Annotated in this window: 2 protein-coding genes; one reads left to right on the top strand and one right to left on the bottom strand. The window is 57.6% G+C overall.

Annotated features, from left to right (window positions below; genetic code table 11):
* The first annotated feature begins 262 nt into the window (after positions 1-262).
* Positions 263-571 carry a YtxH domain-containing protein gene (locus tag COY37_RS10805; RefSeq protein ID WP_286977559.1) on the top strand — a complete coding sequence of 103 codons (309 nt, stop codon included), beginning with the start codon at positions 263-265 and terminating at the stop codon, positions 569-571.
* 89 nt (positions 572-660) lie between these two features.
* On the opposite strand, the gene COY37_RS10800 is transcribed toward COY37_RS10805, so the two are convergent.
* A partial coding sequence (locus COY37_RS10800) for a DUF711 family protein (RefSeq protein ID WP_286977558.1) occupies positions 661-1,341 on the bottom strand: 681 nt, incomplete at its 5' end.

Here is a 1,341-nt window from a genome sequence, read left to right as displayed (position 1 = left end):
TCGATAGTACGTTCATTCTGACGAACCGCCGTATGCGGACCCGCTTGTACGGTGGTGTGGGAGGGTCGGCGGCGAAAGCCGCCCCCTATCCCGATCCGCTGGCCCTTATTTTTTGAGATATTTGGGATATTTGGAGCATCTTTTTGGGATAGTTTTAAGGAGCTACGAGCGGCTTGGATTGGCACACGTTGCGGCATCGTTTATTTCGGTTTTATTAGGGAAAATACAGCATAGCGAGATGAACTGAAAGGAGGCGGCGTAGATGGCGGCACGGATGAGCGCATTGCGTCAATCGGCAATGGCGGCCGGCGAGCAACTGAGTGATCGCGCCTCTCAGCTTTTAAGTGAAGCATTGGGAGAAGCAAAAAATAGGAATCTTATGACATTTGCTCTCGTTGCGGTATCCGGATTTACCCTCGGCATGCTGGCTGGGATATTAATCGCTCCGGCAAGCGGCTCCGAGACCAGGCAGAGAATCGGCAGCCGGGCATCAGAGGCATACCAAAGCGCAATGGATATGGCGAGCAGAAGAGCCCAAGAAGCAGAAGAAGCGGCCGAGAAGATAGCCTAAACTCATATCGCCAGCATAGGTAGTAAAAAGTCAGCTATTATTTTGGATCCTCCAAGCTGAGCTTCGCTCAGGACCCCGGCCTCTGGACCCTAATTATTAAGGCTGGTCAAGGGCGCCGGTATGCGGCCGCCCCTGCGCACGAAGTTAGCGCACGAGAACGGGTTCACCGCCATCACCGGCGCAAACCCCAAGAGATCCCCGAAAAACGCCCGGTCTCCCTTGCCTTTACCCGGAGACGGAATCAACCGCACCCCGGCCGCCTTATGGTTGACGACCGCAATCGCCATCTCGTCGGCTATGATGCCGGCGATGGTTTCAACGGAGGTATCCCCCGGGATAACGACCATATCAAGGCCCACCGAGCATACCGCGGTCATGGCCTCGAGTTTTTCAATCGAGAGCGCCCCGGCCTCGGCCGCCTCGATCATCCCCAGATCCTCGCTTACCGGGATAAACGCGCCCGAGAGCCCGCCGGTCGAGGATGTGGCCATGGCGCCGCCTTTTTTAACCGCGTCGTTGAGCAGCGCCAACGCCGCCGTAGTGCCCGGAGCGCCGCATTTTTCAAGCCCCATCGCTTCGAGGATTTTCGCCACCGAGTCGCCGGGCGTTGGGGTTGGCGCAAGCGAGAGGTCGACCACGCCGGGTTTTACCCCAAGAAGTGCCGCCGACTCGCGCCCGATAAGCTCACCCATTCGGGTGATCTTAAAGGCGGTGCGCTTGATAATTTCGGCGACCTGCATGAGATCGACGTCCGGGTAGCGCTCGAGCGT

This window comes from Candidatus Aquicultor secundus, from assembly GCF_002791875.1.
GTDB lineage: Bacteria > Actinomycetota > Aquicultoria > Aquicultorales > Aquicultoraceae > Aquicultor_A > Aquicultor_A secundus.
Note: the sequence above shows the minus strand (reverse complement) of the source record. Positions and strands in the feature narration are given on the sequence as shown.